The organism is Kribbella sp. NBC_00482 (assembly GCF_036013725.1).
Classification (GTDB): Bacteria; Actinomycetota; Actinomycetes; order Propionibacteriales; family Kribbellaceae; genus Kribbella.
Genome location: NZ_CP107881.1, coordinates 3756041 through 3774316, shown reverse-complemented (window position 1 = coordinate 3774316; position 18276 = coordinate 3756041). Strand labels below are relative to the sequence as shown.

General features: G+C 68.6%; 21 protein-coding genes. 11 read left to right on the top strand and 10 right to left on the bottom strand.

The window, feature by feature from the left end; genetic code table 11:
- Window positions 1-35 precede the first annotated feature (35 nt).
- Window positions 36-926, bottom strand: a complete 891-nt coding sequence (locus OHB24_RS18645) for a hypothetical protein (RefSeq protein WP_327640322.1) — start codon at window positions 924-926, stop codon at window positions 36-38.
- Window positions 927-951: 25 nt separating this feature from the next.
- Entirely contained in the window at window positions 952-1854 is a 903-nt protein-coding gene (locus OHB24_RS18640) for a hypothetical protein (protein WP_327640321.1), read from the bottom strand.
- 94 nt (window positions 1855-1948) lie between these two features.
- Between OHB24_RS18640 and OHB24_RS18635 the strand changes: the two genes are divergently transcribed.
- Complete coding sequence (locus OHB24_RS18635; RefSeq protein WP_327640320.1) at window positions 1949-2278, top strand: hydrogenase maturation nickel metallochaperone HypA/HybF; 330 nt, start codon at window positions 1949-1951, stop codon at window positions 2276-2278.
- A gap of 160 nt (window positions 2279-2438) precedes the next feature.
- Entirely contained in the window at window positions 2439-3071 is a 633-nt protein-coding gene (gene hypB, locus OHB24_RS18630) for a hydrogenase nickel incorporation protein HypB (RefSeq protein ID WP_327640319.1), read from the top strand.
- Here hypB and hypE read toward each other — a convergent pair.
- The 5 genes from hypE to OHB24_RS18605 form a co-directional block, all read right to left on the bottom strand.
- Entirely contained in the window at window positions 3040-4131 is a 1092-nt protein-coding gene (gene hypE / locus OHB24_RS18625) for a hydrogenase expression/formation protein HypE (protein ID WP_327640318.1), read from the bottom strand. The genes hypB and hypE overlap by 32 nt on opposite strands.
- A complete protein-coding gene (hypD, locus tag OHB24_RS18620) occupies window positions 4124-5242 on the bottom strand; it encodes a hydrogenase formation protein HypD (RefSeq protein ID WP_327640317.1) in 1119 nt (372 codons plus the stop codon). Before hypD ends, hypE begins: the two co-directional genes overlap by 8 nt.
- Window positions 5239-5556, bottom strand: coding sequence for a HypC/HybG/HupF family hydrogenase formation chaperone (locus tag OHB24_RS18615; protein WP_327640316.1), 318 nt, complete (start codon window positions 5554-5556; stop codon window positions 5239-5241). The genes hypD and OHB24_RS18615 overlap by 4 nt, the downstream gene beginning before the upstream one ends.
- Complete coding sequence (gene hypF, locus OHB24_RS18610) at window positions 5547-7844, bottom strand: carbamoyltransferase HypF (protein ID WP_327640315.1); 2298 nt, start codon at window positions 7842-7844, stop codon at window positions 5547-5549. Before hypF ends, OHB24_RS18615 begins: the two co-directional genes overlap by 10 nt.
- A gap of 83 nt (window positions 7845-7927) precedes the next feature.
- Window positions 7928-8392, bottom strand: a complete 465-nt coding sequence (locus tag OHB24_RS18605; protein ID WP_327640314.1) for a helix-turn-helix transcriptional regulator — start codon at window positions 8390-8392, stop codon at window positions 7928-7930.
- A gap of 175 nt (window positions 8393-8567) precedes the next feature.
- On the opposite strand from OHB24_RS18605, the gene OHB24_RS18600 reads away from it, so the two are divergent.
- The 9 genes from OHB24_RS18600 to OHB24_RS18560 are packed head-to-tail and all read left to right on the top strand — an operon-like array spanning window position 8568 to window position 16224.
- Window positions 8568-9641 carry a hypothetical protein gene (locus OHB24_RS18600; protein WP_327640313.1) on the top strand — a complete coding sequence of 358 codons (1074 nt, stop codon included), beginning with the start codon at window positions 8568-8570 and terminating at the stop codon, window positions 9639-9641.
- A 3-nt stretch (window positions 9642-9644) separates the two neighbouring features.
- Window positions 9645-11444 carry a nickel-dependent hydrogenase large subunit gene (locus OHB24_RS18595; RefSeq protein WP_327640312.1) on the top strand — a complete coding sequence of 600 codons (1800 nt, stop codon included), beginning with the start codon at window positions 9645-9647 and terminating at the stop codon, window positions 11442-11444.
- Between the two features lie 14 nt (window positions 11445-11458).
- Window positions 11459-12301 carry a NifU family protein gene (locus OHB24_RS18590; RefSeq protein WP_327640311.1) on the top strand — a complete coding sequence of 281 codons (843 nt, stop codon included), beginning with the start codon at window positions 11459-11461 and terminating at the stop codon, window positions 12299-12301.
- Window positions 12298-12966 (top strand): DUF5947 family protein, encoded by a 669-nt coding sequence (locus OHB24_RS18585; protein ID WP_327640310.1) that lies wholly within the window; start codon window positions 12298-12300, stop codon window positions 12964-12966. The genes OHB24_RS18590 and OHB24_RS18585 overlap by 4 nt, the downstream gene beginning before the upstream one ends.
- Window positions 12959-13591, top strand: a complete 633-nt coding sequence (locus tag OHB24_RS18580; RefSeq protein WP_327640309.1) for a DUF6084 family protein — start codon at window positions 12959-12961, stop codon at window positions 13589-13591. The genes OHB24_RS18585 and OHB24_RS18580 overlap by 8 nt, the downstream gene beginning before the upstream one ends.
- A complete protein-coding gene (locus OHB24_RS18575; RefSeq protein WP_327640308.1) occupies window positions 13588-14865 on the top strand; it encodes a hypothetical protein in 1278 nt (425 codons plus the stop codon). The genes OHB24_RS18580 and OHB24_RS18575 overlap by 4 nt, the downstream gene beginning before the upstream one ends.
- Window positions 14862-15329, top strand: coding sequence for a hydrogenase maturation protease (locus OHB24_RS18570; RefSeq protein WP_327640307.1), 468 nt, complete (start codon window positions 14862-14864; stop codon window positions 15327-15329). Before OHB24_RS18575 ends, OHB24_RS18570 begins: the two co-directional genes overlap by 4 nt.
- A complete protein-coding gene (locus OHB24_RS18565; RefSeq protein ID WP_327640306.1) occupies window positions 15329-15547 on the top strand; it encodes a HypC/HybG/HupF family hydrogenase formation chaperone in 219 nt (72 codons plus the stop codon). The genes OHB24_RS18570 and OHB24_RS18565 overlap by 1 nt, the downstream gene beginning before the upstream one ends.
- Window positions 15544-16224 (top strand): DUF6390 family protein, encoded by a 681-nt coding sequence (locus OHB24_RS18560; RefSeq protein WP_327640305.1) that lies wholly within the window; start codon window positions 15544-15546, stop codon window positions 16222-16224. The genes OHB24_RS18565 and OHB24_RS18560 overlap by 4 nt, the downstream gene beginning before the upstream one ends.
- On the opposite strand, the gene OHB24_RS18555 is transcribed toward OHB24_RS18560, so the two are convergent.
- The 3 genes from OHB24_RS18555 to OHB24_RS18545 are packed head-to-tail and all read right to left on the bottom strand — an operon-like array spanning window position 16176 to window position 18275.
- The gene (locus tag OHB24_RS18555) at window positions 16176-16577 is read right to left on the bottom strand and encodes a helix-turn-helix domain-containing protein (RefSeq protein ID WP_327640304.1); all 402 of its coding nucleotides are present in this window, start codon (window positions 16575-16577) and stop codon (window positions 16176-16178) included. The two genes, OHB24_RS18560 and OHB24_RS18555, sit on opposite strands and share 49 nt — an antisense overlap.
- Window positions 16578-16620: 43 nt before the next feature.
- On the bottom strand, window positions 16621-16899 hold the full coding sequence (locus tag OHB24_RS18550; protein ID WP_327640303.1) for a muconolactone Delta-isomerase family protein: 279 nt from the start codon (window positions 16897-16899) through the stop codon (window positions 16621-16623).
- Window positions 16896-18275, bottom strand: coding sequence for an NAD(P)H-quinone dehydrogenase (locus tag OHB24_RS18545; RefSeq protein WP_327640302.1), 1380 nt, complete (start codon window positions 18273-18275; stop codon window positions 16896-16898). The genes OHB24_RS18550 and OHB24_RS18545 overlap by 4 nt, the downstream gene beginning before the upstream one ends.
- Between the last annotated feature and the right edge of the window lies 1 nt (window position 18276).

Here is an 18276-nt window from a genome sequence, read left to right as displayed (position 1 = left end):
GGTGACCAGCTGGTCACCGGGGCCCTGTGCTGTGCTCACTCGCCGAACAGCGGAGCGTTCCCCTCGGCGGTGTTCAGGAAGTAGATCGGGTCCTTGAAGTCACCGGGCACCTTGCCCAGACCCTTGATCACGGTCGAGGCGCCTGCTGCGTGGCCAACGGCGTACAGGTACGCCGAACCGGTGTCCTTGTCGATCCCGGCGAGCAGCGTGCTCTGCGTGCCGCACTTCTCCGCGACCAGGTACTCGAAGCCCTGCCAGGTCGAGGTGCGAACCTTCTTCACGACCGGCGCGCCGGTGACCGGGATGTGGATCGTGTACAGCGCGCCACCGTTGGTCGTGGCCAGGAAGGTGTCGTACGTCGCGGTCTCGCTGATCAGCGCCATCGTCTTGACCGACGAGTAACCCGCCCACCGCGTGACGGCCTTGCCCACGTACCGGTAGAGCACCCCGTCGCCGCGCAGCCGGTAGTCCGCACTCCGGCTGGTCTTGCCCCAGTACCACGAGGTCTCGATCGCCTTGTAGCCGATGTACCCGACGCCGCGGGACTGCAGCGAGGTGAACGGCTTGCCCGTGGAGTCCACGCCGTAGGCGCCGCCGTACAGCGTCCCGCTGACGATCACGTTGCCGGACCACGTGTAGTCCGCGCCGACGCCCAGCGAGATGGTCCAGGTCGACGCGAGCTTGGCCAGTCCCGGGGAGAACATGTGCGGGCCGGTCGACCGCTTGACGGTGGCCGGCGACGTCGCGGTGACCGCGGCGTTGGCCATGTCACCGCCGGCCGTGATCGAGCCGAGGTTGATCTGGCAGGCGGCGGTCGCGGCCGTGGTCGCGGTGGGGGCAGCGGTCGCGGCGCCGGCCGGCGCCGCGGCCAGCCCGCCGAGCAGCAGCGCGGAGGCCGCTACGGTGGAAGCCCGGTTCAGTTTCATCGAAATGCCTTTCAAGAGTTGTCCTTCACTCGCCGAAGAGCGGCGCGATGGCTTCGTCGGTCCGGAGGTAGTCGACGGGGTCGGTGAAGGTGCCGGGCACCTTGCCGAGGCCCTTGATCACGGTGGACGCACCGTTGGCGTGGCCTACGGCGTACAGGTACGCCGAACCCGTCTCCTTGTCGATCGCGGTGAGCAGCGTGCTCTGCGCGCCGCACTTCTGGGCGACCAGGCTCTCGAAGGTCTGCCAGGTCGACGTGCGGAGCTTCTTCACGACCGGCAGCACCTTGGGATCGCGCGCGATCCGGATCGTGTACAGGGCGCCGCCGCGGGCGTTCGCCAGGAAGGTGTCGTAGCTCGGGGTCTGGCTGATCAGCGTCATCGTCTTCACCGACGCGAAGCCGGTGTAGCGGGCCAGGTCGCCGTACTGGCCGCTCCAGCGGTACATCACGCCGTCGTTCCGCAGGCCGTACGTGGCCGTCCAGTAGGGCGTGCCCGGGCGGGAGTATTCCGAGGTCTGGACGACGTGGTAGCCCTGCCAGCCCTTGCTGCCGTTGCTGAGCCCGTTCTGCGGTGTTCCGTCGGCCTTGGTGCCGTACCAAGCCGAGTACAGCGCCGAGTTGAGCACCAGCTCACCGCTGGTGGACTTGCCGGACGGCGCGGTGAGTCGCGTGGTCCAGGTCGCGCTGAACTTGGCGACCCCTGGGGTGAACAGGTGGACGCCTGCCGTGCGCTTGGCGGTGATCGGCGCCGTCGCGGTGACGTCGGTGTTGGCGATGTCACCGCCGCTCGTGATCGCTCCGACGGTCATCGTGCAGGCCGCGGTGGCGCTCGCAGCGGCGGGAAGAGTAGTCGCGGCAGTGGCCAGTCCACCGAGCAGTACGGCGGCCGCTGCAGCGGCGGAGACTCGTTTCGAGGTCAGGGTGTACATACCTGCCACGATGCGGCCTCCGCCGCCGAAGTTGCGTTATCCGGTGATTTTTGATGGGTTGCCGGGGCGGGTGGCCCGGCCTACCGTCGGAAGCGTGCATGAGCTCGCCATCACGGAGAGCATCGTCGATGCGATCGTCGAGAAGATCGGCGACGGACCGGTCGCCGCCGTGCGGCTGGAGATCGGCCGGCTGTCCGGGGTGGTGACCGACTCGATCCGGTTCTGCTTCGGGATCGTGGCCGTCGGGACCGGGCTGGACGGCGCTCGTCTGGACATCGACGAGCCGTCCGGCCGGGCGTACTGTCGGGACTGCCGACGGGAGTTCGCGCTCGACGACCCGATCATGCTGTGCGACTGCGGCAGTGCCGATCTCGACATTCTGGCCGGTCAGGAACTGCGGATCGTCTCGGTGGAGGTGCGTTGACATGTGCAGCACCTGCGGATGCTCAGGTGAGGACGCCACCACGAGGGTCACCCTCGTAGAAGGCCCCCAACCGCATGAAGCTCACACCCATCCGCACGACCATGAGCACCCGCACGACCATGAACATGCAACCCGAACCGTCCTGCTCGAGCAGGACATCTTGGCCAAGAACGACCTGCTGGCCGCAGCCAACCGGCACCGGCTGGCCGAGCATGCGGTGACCGCGATCAACCTGATGAGCTCCCCCGGCTCCGGCAAGACGACCCTGCTGGAGCGCACCATCACCGACCTCGGCGACCGCCGCGAAACCCTCGTGATCGAAGGCGACCAGGAGACCTGGCTGGACGCCCAGCGGATCCGGTCGACCGGCCGCAAGGTCGTGCAGATCAACACCGGCGCCGGCTGTCACCTGGACGCGGAGATGTTCGCCCGCGGCCTGACCGAGCTCGCCCCGCCGGACGGCTCTTTGGTCTTCGTCGAGAACGTCGGCAACCTGGTCTGCCCGGCCCTGTTCGACCTCGGCGAGTCGGCCCGGGTGGTGATCATCTCGGTCACCGAAGGCGCGGACAAACCGGCCAAGTACCCGTACATGTTCCGCACCGCCGACCTCGTCCTGCTGAACAAGGTCGACCTGCTCCCGTACGTCGACTTCGACGTCGACCTGTGCCTGGACCTGATCCATCGCCTGAAGCCGGACGTCGAGATGCTGCCCGTCTCCGCGACCCGCGGCGACGGCCTCGACGCCTGGCACTCCTGGCTGGCTAGCAGATCCGAGGCAGCTGTTCTCCGATAGGCGTATCCACCACCCGGGTAGCACCGAACGCCGTCTTCGTCACGACCATCCCCGGATGCGCCTCGACGCACTCGCCGATGATCGCCGCGTCCGCACCGAACGGATGCGCCCGCATCGCCGCGAGTACGGCGTCCGCGTCGTCGCGCGCCACGATCGCGAGCAGCTTGCCCTCGTTCGCGACGTACAGCGGATCGAGCCCCAGGAACGCGCAGGCGTTGGCGACCGCCTCCGGCACCGGCAGTGCGCTCTCGGTCAGTTCGATGCCGACGCCGGCCGCCTTGGCGATCTCGTTCAGCGAGGTCGCGACGCCGCCCCGGGTCGGGTCGCGCAGCGTGTGCAGGTCGAGGCACACGTCGAGCATCGCCGCGACCAGGCCGTTCAGCGGCGCGCAGTCACTGACGACCTCGGTGCCGAACGAGATGCCCTCGCGCACGCTCATGATCGCGATTCCGTGCACCCCGATCTGGCCGCTGACGATGACGACGTCCCCCGGAACCGCGCGCTGCGGGCGGATGTCGACCCCGGCCGGGACCAGCCCGACGCCGGCCGTGTTGATGTAGACGCCGTCCCCGTGTCCGGTGTCGACGACCTTGGTGTCGCCGGTCGCGATCGTCACCCCTGCCTGGCGCGCCGCCGCACCCAGATCCGCCGCGATCGCGGCGACCACGGACAGCTCGACGCCTTCCTCGAGGATGAAGCCGCAGGACAGGTACGCCGCCTGCGCGCCACTCATCGCGAGGTCGTTGACCGTGCCGTTCACGGCCAGGTGCCCGATGCTGCCGCCCGGGAAGAACAACGGCTGCACCACGAACGAGTCGGTCGAGAACGCCATCCGGGCCTCACCGAGCGTGAACACCGCCGAGTCCGTCAGCCCGCCGAGGACCGGGTTGGCGAACGCGGGCAGGAAGAGATGTTCGACGAGCTCACCTGACATCTGTCCGCCGCCCCCGTGACCCATCACGACCCTCGGATGGTCGCGCAACAGCAGCGGGCAGACCCATCCGTCGAAGTTCGGCGGATCGGGCATAGAGGGATCCGGCAACATGACTTGCTCAGCCACCGGTCGTCACCACCTCGGCCGGCGTCTCCAGCCGACGGTAGAGGTAGTACGCCGCACACGCGCCCTCACTCGACACCATCGTGGCCCCGAGCGGGTTGCGCGGAGTGCACACCGTTCCGAACGCCGAGCACTCGTGCGGTTTGATCAGGCCCTGCAGCACTTCACCGCTGCGGCACACCGTCGACTCCTCGGTGACGATGTCGCGCACCTGGAAGCGGTACTCCGCGTCGTACTCGCGGTACCGCTCGGACAGCCGCCAGCCGCTCTGCGGGATCATCCCGATCCCCCGCCAGGACCGGTCGGTCGACTCGAACACGTCCGCCAGCATCGCAATCGCGGCCGGGTTGCCCGCGTCCTGGACAGCCCGCCGGTAGGCGTTCTCGACCACGTGCTCGCCCTTCTCGAGCTGGCTGACCGTGCGCAGGATCCCGGCCAGGATGTCGAGCGGTTCGAACCCGGTGACCACGATCGGTACGCCGTACTTCTCGGCCAGCGGCGGGTACTCCGACGTACCCATCACGCTGCAGACGTGGCCGGCGGCGAGGAAACCCTGGACGCGGCAGCGCGGCGACTGCATGATCGCCTCGATCGCGGGCGGCACCCGGACGTGCGACACCAGCAGGCTGAAGTTCGGGATGCCGAGCTTCTTGGCCTGGTAGACGGTCATCGCGTTCGGCGGGGCGGTCGTCTCGAAGCCGATGCCGAAGAACACGACCTCCTTGTCCGGGTTCTGCTGAGCCACCCGGAGCGCGTCGAGCGGTGAGTAGACGACGCGGACGTCACCGCCCTCGCTCTTGATCCGGAACAGGTCGCGGCCGCTGCCGGGCACCCGCAGCATGTCGCCGAACGAGCAGAAGATCACGCCGGGCTGGGCGGCGATCTCGAGCGCCTTGTCGATGATCTCCAGCGGGGTGACGCAGACCGGGCAGCCCGGGCCGTGGATCATCTCGACGCCGTCCGGCAGCAACTGGTCGATGCCGTGCCGGACGATCGTGTGCGTCTGGCCGCCGCAGACCTCCATCATCGCCCAGGGTTTCGTCACCGTGGCGTGGATCTGCTCGACCAGTTTGCCGGCCAGCACCGGATCGCTGAACTCCTCCAGGTACTTCATTGCGCGGCCTCCTCCCAATCGGTGCCGGGCGGTCGGCGCTCGCCGGCCTGCCGCGCGGCCAGTCCCCACTGGTCGCCGAACTCCTCCTCGAGCGCCCCGAGCTTGCGGAAGAGCGCGAGCGACTGCATCGCGGACTCCTCGTCGAGCCGCTGCAACGCGAACCCGACGTGCACGATGGTGTACTCACCCACCTCCAGATCCGGCAGGTACTCCAGGCAGACGTCCTTCAGTACGCCGCCGAAGTCCACCTGCCCCATCCGGGTCCCGTCCTCCTCCCGGATCTCCACGACCTTCCCCGGTACGGCTAGACACATGATGTTTCCCTCCCTGGAAGACGCGCCGCGACAGCCAGTTGGCCCAAGGCGAGTCCGGCATCCGTCGGCGGCACCCGGCGATGCCGCAGCACCGTGAACCCGGCCCCGGTCAACGCGCTGGTGGTTGCCGATAGCAACACTCGGTTGACGAACACGCCGCCGGACAGGGCGACCGTGGTCAGTCCGTGGGCGGCGCGGACCTGCTCGGCCAGCGTCACCATCAGTTCGGCCAGGCTCTGGTGGAACCGGGCGCTCACGATCCCCGGTTCCACTCCGGCCAGTACGTCGTACACCACGCCGGCCAGCACCGGCGCCGGATCGATCTCCTCCCCTGTAACCGCGAACTCGTAGCTGCCGAGCCCTCGATCTGACGAGACCAGTCCTTCCAGCTCGATCGCGGCCTGCGCCTCGTACCCGGCCCGGTGACACACCCCGGCCAGCGACGAGACCGCGTCGAACAACCTGCCCATGCTCGACGTCGGAGCACAGGCGATGTCCTTGTCCAGTTGGGCTCTGAGCAGTTCCAGCTCCGGCCCGGCGCAGGCGAGCACGGACGGCAGCCGCCGATCCCATGACAGGCCCGCGGCGAGCAGGTGCGACAACGCCATCCGGCATGGGTTCCGGACACCCGCATCGCCGCCGGGCAGTGGCACGTACTTGAGGTGTGCATACCGCTCGAACCCGTCGTACCCGGCGAGCAGTACCTCGCCGCCCCACACCGCGCCGTCGTCGCCGTACCCGGTCCCGTCGAACGCGAACCCGATGACCCGGCCCTGATACCGATGCTCGGCCATCACCGAGGCAAGGTGCGCGTGGTGATGCTGTACGCCGATCACCGGCCGGCCGTTCGCGCTCAGCTGCGCCCATTGCCGCGACCGGTACGACGGATGCTTGTCCGTCACCAGCACCTCGGGCCGAACCCCGGTGAGCTGCTCGAGGTGCTGCTCGGCCCGCTCGAAGGCCTGCAGCGTCGCGAGGTCGTCCATATCTCCCACATGCGCCGAGAGCCACGCGTACCGCCCGTCACCGAGACAGAAGGTGTTCTTCAGGTCCCCGCCGACCGCCAGCGCCGGCCGGACCGGGACGGGCAGATCGATCGGAAACGGCGCATACCCGCGCGACCGCCGTACCGGAAGCTCGCTGTCGTCGACGATCCGTACGACGGAGTCGTCGCAGGGCACGTGGATGGGGCGATCGTGCCCGAGCCAGGCGTCGGCGAGACCGGCCAGGCGGGTCAGGGCCTCCTCGTCGGAGGTGACGATCGGCTCACCGGACAGGTTGCCGCTCGTCATCACCAGCACACACGGACCGGGCTGGTCGAACAGCAGCTGATGCACCGGCGTGTACGGCAGCATCACGCCGAGGTCAGGGTTGCCGGGGGCAACGGATTCCGTGACGGCGGCACCTGGCTTGCGCCGTAGCAGCACGATCGGGCGCCGGCTGCCGGTGAGCAGTTGCTCCTCGGCGGCATCGACCGCGGCGATCCGCCGGGCCGTGTCCAGATCGGCGGCCATCACCGCGAACGGCTTGTCGCCACGATCCTTGCGCTTCCGCAGGGTGTCCACCACGGCCTGATCGCCGGCGTCGCAGACCAGATGGAAGCCGCCGAGTCCTTTCACCGCGAGGATCGCGCCGTCGATCAGCAGCGCGTGCGCGGCCGCAAGCGCAGCCTCGCCGTACGTCGTCTCGACGCCGGGCTGGACCAGCTGCAGCCGAGGGCCACAGGCAGGGCAGGCGATCGGCTGGGCGTGGAACCTGCGGTCGGCCGGATCGGCGTACTCGCGGGCGCAGTCCGGGCAGAGCGGGAAGGCGGCCATCGTCGTGGCCGGCCGGTCGTAGGGAAGGCCGGTGATGATCGTGAAGCGCGGCCCGCAGTTGGTGCAGCTGATGAACGGATGCCGGTAGCGCCGGTCGGACGGATCGGCGAACTCGGCCAGGCAGTCGGCACAGGTCGCCACGTCCGGCGAGACCAGCGTCCGGCCCGGTCCTGCCGTCGAGTCCAAGATGGCGAACTCGGTCCCACCCACCGCCGGCAAAGTCTCGAGAGTCACCGTCGCGACCACGGCCAGCGGCGGAGCGTCCGTACGTACGCGGACGCCGAACGCGGCCACCGCGGCGGCCGGTCCCTCGACCTCGGCGACGACGCCGGCCGCGCTGTTGCCGACCTGGCCGGACAGCCCGAGCTCGCGCGCGAGTGCGTACACGAACGGACGGAATCCGACGCCTTGGACCACGCCGGTGACAAGCGCCCGGCTGCGCACACGTTCCGGTTCGTTCGTGATGGTCACCCCGCCGGGCGAAAGAAAATGGCGAATTCCGCGATCAACGGACAATTCGCACACTAAACCCAGGCCTTGGCGCACACCAGAGATCACGGTCCGAAGATCTCGTGCACTCTTCGCAGGTCCCGCAACCGCGGTTCGGTGTCGCCGCGCAACCATCGGCTGATGGTCCGCACCGAGACCCCGATCCGCTGCGCGGCTGCCTGCTGCGACAGGCCCTGACCGCGCAGTACGCCGTTCAGCCAGTCGGCGAACGGCTCCGCGGCCGGCTGCACGCGCCGGACGCCCGCGCCGTGCAGCACCTCGACCTCGACGCCGTCGGGGAAGATCCGCACGGTCACGTCGAACACCCCGTCCTTGGGGCCGGCCGCGGCCAGCAGGGCGTCCGTGATCGCGTGGTACAGCGCCTGGCGCTCCTCCACCTCGAGCGTGATCGGCTCGAGCGCCTCCCGGACGAACTGCTCGGCGTCCGGCAGCGATCCCGGCCTGGCCGGGAAGCTGTGCGACGCCACGACCACGGGCGAGACGAACACCTCGCGATCGGCATCGTCCATTGCATGAGAATACCGGTGCGACCCTGCCATAAAGACCATCCGGAATGTCCTGGAATCCCGGAATCGCGGATTTCCGGATACCGCCATTAATAGCTGACACATGTGTCTGTCGGACCGGCGAGTACCGAAGTACGGTCGAAAAGTCGGGCATTTTCCCGGCAAGGGAGGGCTGGACGTGTCCACGACACTGGAACCGGAGCAGGCGCAAGCCGAAACTGACGAGGGTGTCGTCCACATCCTCTGGATGAACGGGGGCCTCAGCTGCGACGGCGACTCGGTCGCCCTCACCGCGGCCACCCAGCCCAGCATCGAGGAGATCGTCCTCGGCGCCCTGCCCGGGCTGCCGAAGATCGCGGTGCACTGGCCGTTGATCGACTTCGAGTGCGGCCCGGAGACCGGCGCGGACAACTTCATCGCCTGGTGGCACAAGGCCGACCGCGGTGAACTGGAACCGTTCGTGCTGGTGGTCGAGGGCTCGATCCCGAACGAGGCGATCCACGACGGCGAGGGCTACTGGGCCGGCTTCGGCAACAACCCGGCCACCGGGCAGCCGATGAAGACGTCGGAGTGGCTGGACCGGCTGGCCCCGAAGGCCACCGCGGTCGTTGCCGTCGGCACCTGTGCGACGTACGGCGGGATCCACGCGATGGCGGGCAACCCGACCGGTGCGATGGGGGTTCCCGACTACCTGGGCTGGAGCTGGAAGTCGAAGGCCGGCCTGCCGATCGTCTGCGTGCCAGGTTGCCCGATCCACCCCGACAACCTGTCCGAGACGCTCGTCTACCTGCTCTACCAGGTCGCCGGGCAGGCCCCGATGATCCCGCTGGACTCGGAGCTCCGTCCGCAGTGGCTGTTCGGCCGGACCGTGCACGAGGGCTGCGACCGGGCCGGGTACTACGAGCAGGGCGACTTCGCCAAGGAGTACGGCTCCCCCAAGTGCCTGGTGAAGCTGGGCTGCTGGGGTCCGGTCGTGAACTGCAACGTGCCCAAACGCGGCTGGATCAACGGCGTCGGCGGTTGCCCGAACGTCGGCGGCATCTGCATCGCCTGCACGATGCCCGGCTTCCCGGACAAGTTCATGCCGTTCATGGACGAACCGTTCGGCAGCAAGGTCTCCACCACGGCGAGCATGGTGTACGGCACCGTGATCCGGAGGTTGCGCAAGTACACCCTGAACCAGAACAACAAGGAACCCAAGTGGCGGCACAAGGGCTCCGAGCTCACCACCGGCTACGAGAAGGTGTGGTAGGCCATGACCACCACCGATTCCAAGCTGGCCGCGAGTGACGCGAAGAGCTCCGACGTCGTCGAGATGGCGTGGGACCCGATCACCCGGATCGTCGGCAGCCTGGGCATCTACGCGAACGTGAACTTCAAGTCCAAGACCGTCGAGGAGTGCCACAGCACCTCGTCGATCTTCCGCGGCTACAGCATCTTCATGAAGGGCAAGGACCCGCGCGACGCGCACTTCATCACCAGCCGGATCTGCGGGATCTGCGGCGACAACCACGCCACCTGCTCGGTCTACGCGCAGAACATGGCGTACGGCGTCGCGCCGCCGGCGCTCGGTGAGTGGATCGTGAACCTCGGCGAGGCCGCGGAGTACATGTTCGACCACAACATCTTCCAGGAGAACCTGGTCGGGGTGGACTACTGCGAGCGGATGGTCAAGGAGACCAACCCCGGCGTCCTCGAACTGGCGAACCGCACCGAGGCGCCGCACGCCGGCGACCACGGCTACCGGACCATCGGCGACATCATGCGCTCACTGAACCCGCTCGAGGGCGAGTTCTACCGCGAGGCGCTGCACGTCAGCCGCTACACGCGCGAGATGTTCTGCCTGATGGAGGGCCGGCACGTCCACCCGTCGACGCTCTACCCCGGCGGCGTCGGCACGGTCGCGACGATCCAGCTCTTCACCGACTACCTCACCCGGCTGATGCGCTACATCGAGTTCATGAAGAAGGTCGTGCCGTTGCACGACGACCTGTTCGACTTCTTCTACGAGGCGCTGCCCGGCTACGAGCACGTCGGCGAACGGCGGATCCTGCTCGGGTGCTGGGGCAGCCTGCAAGACCCGGCGTACTGCGACTTCACCTACCGCAACATGGAGTCCTGGGGCCGGAAGATGTTCGTCACACCGGGAGTGATCGTCGACGGCAAGCTGGTCACCAACAGCCTGGTCGACATCAACCTCGGCCTGCGGATCCTGCTCGGCAGTTCGTACTACGACGACTGGGCCGACGGCTCGCACGAGAAGTTCGTCGACAAGGACCCGCTCGGCAACCCGATCGACGTCCGGCACCCGTGGAACCAGCACACGCTGCCGAAACCGCAGAAGCGCGACTTCGCCAACGCTTACAGCTGGACGATGTCGCCGCGCTGGTTCGACGGTAAGGACCACCTGGCCCTCGACACCGGCGGCGGGCCGATCGCGCGTCTCTGGTCGACGGCGCTGTCCGGCCTGGTCAACACCGACTACATCCAGTCCACCGGGCACAGCGTGAAGATCCAGCTCCCGCGGACGGCACTCAAACCGGCCACGGAGTACGAGTGGAAGATCCCGCAGTGGAGCAACGCGCTCGAGCGGAACCGGGCCCGGACCTACTTCCAGGCCTACGCGGCCGCGCTCGCGCTGCACTTCTGCGAGAAGGCGATGGCCGAGGTCAGGGCCGGCCGGACCGACACGTGGACGCCGTTCAAGGTGCCGGACGAGGCGATCTCGTGCGGGTTCACCGAGGCCGTGCGGGGCGTGCTCTCGCACCACATGGTGATCCGGGACGGCAAGATCGCCAACTACCACCCGTACCCGCCGACGCCGTGGAACGGCAGCGTCCGGGACAGCTACGGAACACCGGGTCCGTACGAGGACGCGGTCCAGAACACGCCGATCTTCGAGGAGAACCCGCCGGACCGGTTCAAGGGCATCGACATCATGCGCGCGGTGCGCAGCTTCGACCCGTGCCTGCCGTGCGGCGTGCACATGTACGTCGGCAACGGACGGGAGAAGACACATCTGCACTCCCCGTCCATCGCCGTGAAGCCTTATTGACCCCGGGGGATGGAATGGATCGGCACGACGTCCATGAGCTGAGCGAACGGATCGACGTACTGCTGGACGAGGTCCAGCGCAGCGCCGATCCGGCGCTCACGCGCAAGGTGGAGGAACTGGTCCGCGCCGTGCTGACACTGCACGGCGCAGGCCTCGAGCAACTGCTGAACCTGCTCGACGAGCCGCAGGTTCGGCAGTTGGTCGGGGACGATCTGGTCGCCGGCCTGCTGCTGCTCCACGATCTCCACCCTGACGACGTCGCTACCCGGATCCAGGGGGCGCTGGACTCGGTCCGGCCGTACCTTGGCTCGCACGCCGGCGGCATCGACTACCTCGGAATCGACGACGACGGCGTCGTTCACCTGAGTCTGCAGGGCAGCTGCGACGGCTGCCCCGGCTCGACCGCCACCGTCCGGCTGACTGTGGAGAACGCCGTCCTCGACGCCGCGCCGGAGGCGATCGCGGTCGACGTCGCGGGGATGGTGAAGGAGAAGAAGGAGAACCTGTTGACCATCCAGCCGTTCCGCCCCCATCGGGACAGCTGGCATCCGCTGGATCTGGTCCCACCCCCGGACCAGATCCAGCATCTCTCCGTCGCCGGCCTCGACGTGCTCGTCGCCAACCTGGCCGGCACGTACTTCGCCTACCGCAACAACTGCCCGATGTGCTCGTCCGGCCTGCACCACGGCCGGCTGGACGGCGACCGGTTGACCTGTCCACGGTGCACGGCCGAGTACGACGTACGCCTGGCCGGACGGGCTCTCACGCCCGAAGAGGCCCCGCCGCTCGAAGCACTCCCACTGCTGCCGGAGGGTTCCGGCTGGAAAATCGCCGTCCCGGGGGTGCAGCCGGCGTGACGCCGCGGTCGACCCTGCGTTCACTGGCGCGATCCAAACCCCTGCCGGCCGTCGATCCGGTGGCGGTTCTTCGCGAGTACACCGGTGGGGTCCGCGAGCAGTTGGCTCCGGGCGAGCAGTGCGAGATGTGCGCCGTACCGATCGGTCCCGAGCATTCACACCTGGCCGACATCCAGGATCACCGGCTGTTGTGCGCCTGCCGCGCCTGCTACCTGTTGTTCACCGACGGCGGCGCGTCGCACGGCCACTACCGAGTGATCCCCGAAAGCTACCGGGCCAACCTGGACTTCACGCTGTCGCCGGCCCAGTGGGACGCGATGGGGATCCCGGTCAACCTGGCGTTCCTCTTCTACCAGTCCGATCAGGGCCGGTATGTCGCTTTCTACCCGAGCCCGGGCGGCGCCACCGAGTCGCTGCTCGACCTGGCCGGCTGGAACGAGGTCGTGGCCGGCGATCCCCGGCTGCAGGAGCTGGTCCCGGACGTCGAGGCCGTGCTGCTGCGCCGGATCGACGGCACGTTCGAGTGCCACCTGGTCCCCATCGACGCGTGCTACGAGCTGGTCGGGATCGTGCGCCAGTACTGGGAAGGCTTCGCCGGCGGCGAGGACGTCTGGCGGCGGATCGACGCGTTCTTCGCCGGGATCCAGGAGCGCAGCCGTGGTTGACCTGGACTTCACCTGCACCGGCTCCGAGGCCGATCGGTACGCCGCGACCCCGTCGATCCGGCTGCGCCTGCGGATCGAAGAGACGACCGGTACGCCGGTACACGCGTTGGCGTTGCGCTGCCAGATCAGGATCGAGCCGATCCGGCGCCGGTACAACGACGAGGAAGCCGAAGGCCTGGCCGACCTGTTCGGCGACCGGTCCCGCTGGGGTGAGACGTTGAAGCCGTTGCAACTGGCGTTCGTCACCCAGATGGTCCCCGGCTTCACCCGAGCCACGGAGGTCGACCTCAACCTGCCGTGCAGCTACGACTTCGACGTCGCCGCCCACAAGTACCTGTACGCCGTCCGAGAGCACGGCGTACCGCTGTTGCTGCTCTTCAACGGGACCATCTTCACCGGCAGCCCCGGCACCCTCTCGGTGACACCGGTCGCCTGGCAGAAGGAGACGACGTACTCGCTGCCGGTTGCGGTGTGGCGGGAGGCGATGGACCAGCACTTCCCGGGTGCCGCGTGGCTGCGGCTGCGACAGGACACCTTCGATCTGCTGTACCGCTACCGCACGCGGGAAGCGTTGCCCGGCTGGGACGACGCGATCGAGCGACTCCTGAAGGAACAGCTGGAATGAACAGGTACGACGCCGTCCAGGAAATCGCGGACGCGCTGTTGTTCGAGGGTTATGTGCTCTACCCGTACCGAGCCTCGGACGGAAAGAACCAGGTCCGTTGGCAGTTCGGCGTACTGATGCCGCCGGACTACTCGCTGCTGGATCCGTCCGAGCGGTCCTGGTCGCAGACCGAGTGCCTGCTCGACGGCGACAGGGCCCTGATCCGGGTGCGGCTGCGCTTCCTGCAGGCACAGAGCCGGGAGGTCCTCGACGCCGACCAGGGTCTGGTCACCTCGCTGGAGACCGAGGATGCGATCTACCGGCCGTGGGACGAGGCTGTGGTGCGGACGGTCGACCTCGCGACGAACGTGTACCGGTTTCCCCGGGAAGTGTCGTTCACGCTGCCCGGCGGCACCGACGTCGAGGCGGTCGGCACGGCAGGCTTCCTCCGCCGGACCAGGCTGCCGATCTCCGGGACCGTGACCCTGACCGTCGCAACGCTGCCCGGCCCGTACAACGTGGCCCGGATCCGGGTCCGGGTCGAGAACACCACCCCGGACGGCAGCTCGGAGCGCGTCGGAGCCCTCCGGCAGGCGCTGATCGCGCACCACGTCATGGTCGCCTCCGACGGCTCCCAGTTCATCTCGCAACTGGACCCGCCCGAGTGGGCCAGAGGCTTCGCGGGCGAGTGCGAGAACATCGGCCTCTATCCGGTGCTCGCCGGCGACCTGCTGCTCTCCTCGCCGATCATCCTGTACGACCACCCGACGATCGCGCCGGAGAGCCAGGGCGACCTGTTCGACGCCACCGAGATCGACGAGATCCTCAGTCTGCGCACGATGACGCTGACCGAGGAGGAGAAGCGCGAGGTCCGCGGCACCGACCCGCGGGCGGCCGAGCTGCTGGACCGCATCGACACCATGCCGCCGGAGTTCCTCGACCGCTTGCACGGAACCATCCGCTACCTGCGCAAGGTGACCGAACCGCCGCCCGCCGACAAGCCGTGGTGGGATCCGGGCAACGACAGCACGGTCTCGCCCGAGACGGACACGGTCCAGATCGGCGACGTTGCCGTCGGCAACGGTACGCGGGTCCGGCTGCGGCCCGGGATCCGGCGGGCGGACGCGCAGGACATGTTCCTGACCGGTCGCTTCGGCACAGTGGTCGCCGTCCTGTCCGACGTCGACGGCGAGACCCACGTCGCGGTCGCCCTGGACGGTGAGGAGGGCGAGGTGCAGCGGTCCCACGGACGCTACCTGTACTTCAGCCCGGACGAACTGGAGCCGGTCAAATGACTGTTTTGGTCGCCGGGCTGGGCAACATCTTCAGCTCCGACGACGGTTTCGGCGTCGCGGTCGTCGACGAGCTGTCCCGCCGGTCCCTGCCGGCCGAGGTCGAGGTGCGGGACTTCGGGATCCGTGGCATCCACCTGGCCTATCAACTCCTGGAGCCGTACGACCTCGTCGTACTGGTCGACGCGGTCCAGCGGGGCGGTCCGCCCGGCACGGTCTACCTGATCGAGGCCGAGCCGGGCGCCGAACCCGGAGAGGACGTGCCGATGGACGCCCACGACCTCGGACCGGACGCTGTGCTCTCGCTTGTGCCGCGGCTTGGTGGCACCGTGGGACCTGTGGTGGTGGTCGGGTGCGAACCGGCGGGTATCGACCCCGGGATCGGACTCTCACCGGCCGTGCAGGACGCGGTCGGCACCGCCGTACAGATGGTGATCGACGTGGTCACCGGACAGGGAGAGAGCTGATGTGCCTAGGCATCCCGGGCCGGGTGGTCGGCAGCCCGGACGACGCGGACGTCGGCCCGGTCGAGGTGGCGGGCGTCGTCCGGGACATCAACCTGTCCCTGCTCGACGGCCCGTTCGCTCCCGGTGAGTACGTGCTGATCCACAGCGGCTTCGCGATCGAGCGGATGTCGGCGCAGCGGGCCGCCGACTCGCTCGCGTTCTTCGGGGCCGACCTGTGAACGGGCCGGCCTTGTTCGTCCGGTACGCGTTCGCGCCGAACCGGCTCGGGTACTGCGGTCCAGTGGACGCCAGCGCGCTCCTCGAGCGCTGGACCGGCACGGGGTTCCGTGCCGTGGCGAAGCAGTTCGAGGGCGCTTGGCCCCAACTGCGGACGATCGCCGCGGCCACGGGTACGGCGGATCCACTCGACCACGACGTCGTCGAGGCGTATTGGATCGGCAACCGCCTGCTGGACCGGGCCGGCGACGGTCAGGGCGGCCTGCCCCATCACAGCTTCCAGGTGTTCTGCCTGTATCCGTGGGCCAACCTGCTGCTCGACGAACGCCGTGCCGAGCACGCGCTCGAGGTACTCGACCAGTGCCGGATCCGGTGGGGCCGGGTGATCACGGTCAGGGCCGACCAGGTCGTCGTGGAATCGCGGCCGCTGGTGTGGGACGGCACGACGCTCACTCTCGGCGTGTCCGGCCGGGAGACGGCGAGGGTCAGTGTCGACGGCGTGAGCCTGGTCGGTCCCCTGCACCCGGGCGACTGGGTCTCGCTGCACTGGGAGTGGGTCTGCGACCGGCTGACCGCGACCCAGTTGGTTGCCTTACGCCACTATTCGGCGTACCACCTGGGACTGGTCAATCAGCGTCTGGGCGGCCGGGCCGGCACGTCCGGGCCCAGGATCCAGTGAGCGTCCGGACGGCTGACCAGGCCTGGTGAGTTCAGCACCGCGGGCCGCGCGACCGGACGGTTGTCCAGCACGCCGGAGCGATCGGGCTCCCAGCGGGCCGGGTCCTCGGTCAGGCCGAGCAGGTAGGTGACGGTGCAGTCGAGCGCACCGGCGAGCTCCGGCAGGCGGACGACGTCGACGCCGGCGCCGTGCTCGAAACTCGACAAGGTCTTGTTGGTGGTCTTGATTCCGCGTCGCGCCAGCCGGCTGACCAACTGCTTCTGCGTCAGCCCGAGTTGCAGGCGCCGCGTGCGCAACCGACCGCTGACGACCAGATGCCGGTCGACGGCGAGGTCGCTGCGATCCTCGAACATGGGCTACCCCCTGCAGCCACGATCCCAATCGGCTGCGAGCGCGTCAATCGGTCGGGCGCGGGGATTGCATCTCGGCCAGTGCATGCACCGTGTACCGCGCGAAGTTGAACACCGGCGCCCGACCCAGCAAGCGTTCGAACTCCTCGTGCGAGTCCACGTCGTAGATCCACGCCCCACCGTGCGAGCCGACGACGTGGTACCGCGACAGCACCTTTCCCTCCCGCTGCAGCCGCTCGCCGTACTCCGGCATCGCCCCCACGGCCCGCGCCATCTCGGGCGAGAGCAGACTCAACTCCATCTGCCACAGCACCAGGAACTTCATGAGCGCAGGTGCAGACGGCGGGCGGCTTCGGCGACGGAGCCGGAGACCGAGGGATAGACGGTGAAGGCTTGCGCCACCTGGTCGACCGTCAGGCGGGCACCGACGGCCAGCGAGATGGGGTGGATGAGTTCGCTGGCGCGGGGAGCCACGACCACGCCGCCGACCACGATGCCGGTGTTGGGGAGGCAGAAGAGTTTGACGAAACCGTCGCGGACGCCCTGCATCTTGGCGCGGGCGTTGTCGGCCAGCGGCACCTTCACGACCATCGCCGTACTGCCGCCGGCGTCGACCACCGCCTGGGTCAGGCCGACCGTCGCGATCTCGGGAGCCGTGAAGACGTTCGCGGAGACCGTTGACTGGTCCAACGGGGTGACGGCGTCGCCGAGCGAGTGCGCCATCGCGATCCGGCCCTGCATCGCGGCCACCGAGGCGAGCATCAGTACGCCGGTGCAGTCGCCGGCCGCGTAGACGCCGCGGGCCGTGGTCCGGGAGACCTTGTCGACCTGGACGAAGCCGCCGTCGGTCAGCGACACGCCCGACTCGACCAGATTCATGTCGTCGGTGTTCGGCAGCGACCCGACCGCGAGCAGGGCATGCGACCCCTCGACCTTCCGGCCGTCGGTCAGCGTCACCACGACACCGTCGCCCTTCCGCTTGACCGACTCGGCCCGGGACTTGCTCAGGACCGTGAGTCCGCGCCGCTTGAACACGTCCTCCAGGACTGCTGCCGCGTCAGCGTCTTCACCGGGGAGCACGCGGTCCCGCGACGAGACCAGGACGACGTCGCTGCCGAGCGCGTCGTACGCGCTGGCGAACTCCGCACCGGTGACACCGGAGCCGACCACGATCAGCCGCTCGGGCAGTTCCTCGAGCTCGTAGACCTGTTCCCAGGTCAGGATCCGCTCGCCGTCCGGCTCGGAGCCCTGGAGGATGCGGGGCCTTGCACCAGTAGCGATCAGGATCACGTCGGCGTGCAGGCGCTCGTCGCCGACCACCACGGTTTCCGGCCCGTCCAGGCGGCCGCGACCCTTGACGATCCGGATCTTGTCGCTCTCCAGCCGTCGCGAGATGCCCTCGGACTGGGCGGTGGCGAGCGCTTTCACCCGTTGGTTGACGACAGAGAGATCGACACGCACGGAGTTCGCCGGGTCATCGTCGCCGTCGTCCACCCGGACGCCCAGCTCCCCGGCCTCCTCCACCTCGGTCATCACCTCCGCGGTGGCGATCAGGGTTTTGCTCGGTACGCAGTCGGTGAGCACGGCTGAACCGCCGATCCCGTCGGAATCGACGACCGTTACCTCCCCGCCCAGCTGGGCGGCCGCACTGGCCGCTTCGTACCCGCCTGGACCGCCTCCGATGATCACAACTCGCGCCACG

What these genes read in the sequence shown, in the direction of transcription:
- OHB24_RS18590 (WP_327640311.1), top strand. Translation starts at nt 11,459, where the DNA reads ATGGATCGGCACGACGTCCATGAGCTGAGCGAACGGATCGACGTACTG.
- OHB24_RS18570 (WP_327640307.1), top strand. Translation starts at nt 14,862, where the DNA reads ATGACTGTTTTGGTCGCCGGGCTGGGCAACATCTTCAGCTCCGACGAC.
- hypD (WP_327640317.1), bottom strand. Translation starts at nt 5,242, where the DNA reads ATGAAGTACCTGGAGGAGTTCAGCGATCCGGTGCTGGCCGGCAAACTG.
- OHB24_RS18575 (WP_327640308.1), top strand. Translation starts at nt 13,588, where the DNA reads ATGAACAGGTACGACGCCGTCCAGGAAATCGCGGACGCGCTGTTGTTC.
- OHB24_RS18555 (WP_327640304.1), bottom strand. Translation starts at nt 16,577, where the DNA reads ATGTTCGAGGATCGCAGCGACCTCGCCGTCGACCGGCATCTGGTCGTC.
- OHB24_RS18550 (WP_327640303.1), bottom strand. Translation starts at nt 16,899, where the DNA reads ATGAAGTTCCTGGTGCTGTGGCAGATGGAGTTGAGTCTGCTCTCGCCC.
- OHB24_RS18615 (WP_327640316.1), bottom strand. Translation starts at nt 5,556, where the DNA reads ATGTGTCTAGCCGTACCGGGGAAGGTCGTGGAGATCCGGGAGGAGGAC.
- OHB24_RS18645 (WP_327640322.1), bottom strand. Translation starts at nt 926, where the DNA reads ATGAAACTGAACCGGGCTTCCACCGTAGCGGCCTCCGCGCTGCTGCTC.
- OHB24_RS18605 (WP_327640314.1), bottom strand. Translation starts at nt 8,392, where the DNA reads ATGGACGATGCCGATCGCGAGGTGTTCGTCTCGCCCGTGGTCGTGGCG.
- OHB24_RS18595 (WP_327640312.1), top strand. Translation starts at nt 9,645, where the DNA reads ATGACCACCACCGATTCCAAGCTGGCCGCGAGTGACGCGAAGAGCTCC.
- OHB24_RS18640 (WP_327640321.1), bottom strand. Translation starts at nt 1,854, where the DNA reads ATGTACACCCTGACCTCGAAACGAGTCTCCGCCGCTGCAGCGGCCGCC.
- OHB24_RS18565 (WP_327640306.1), top strand. Translation starts at nt 15,329, where the DNA reads ATGTGCCTAGGCATCCCGGGCCGGGTGGTCGGCAGCCCGGACGACGCG.